This window comes from Blautia sp. OM06-15AC, assembly GCF_003481425.1.
Lineage (GTDB): Bacteria > Bacillota > Clostridia > Lachnospirales > Lachnospiraceae > Fusicatenibacter > Fusicatenibacter saccharivorans.
On the sequence record NZ_QULD01000017.1, the window covers coordinates 1 to 349 of the forward strand.

Consider the following 349-nt stretch of genomic DNA (forward strand, 5'->3'; position numbering starts at 1 on the left):
TTCGGCTGTTAACCGAAGGGTTGTTGGTTCGAGCCCAACTCGGGGAGTGAATGCGACCTGTAAGAGTTTCTTACAGGTCAGTTCTTTCAAAAAGTAAATATGGCTCCGTGGTCAAGCGGTTAAGACATCGCCCTTTCACGGCGGTAACACGGGTTCGATTCCCGTCGGAGTCACTGAATATAAAATATTTGTTATGTATGCCGATGTGGCTCAATTGGCAGAGCAGCTGATTTGTAATCAGCAGGTTATCGGTTCGAGTCCGATCATCGGCTCTTTGGACCTTTAGCTCAGTTGGTTAGAGCAACCGGCTCATAACCGGTCGGTCCCGGGTTCGAGTCCCTGAAGGTCC

At 49.9% G+C, this 349-nt stretch carries 3 tRNA genes; all 3 read left to right on the top strand.

Features of this window, described 5'->3' with window-relative positions:
* Positions 1–101 precede the first annotated feature (101 nt).
* Positions 102–173: transfer RNA gene (locus DXB83_RS15575), tRNA-Glu, on the top strand.
* Positions 174–199: 26 nt separating this feature from the next.
* Positions 200–272: transfer RNA gene (locus DXB83_RS15580), tRNA-Thr, on the top strand.
* Positions 273–276: 4 nt separating this feature from the next.
* A tRNA-Ile gene (locus DXB83_RS15585) sits at positions 277–349 on the top strand.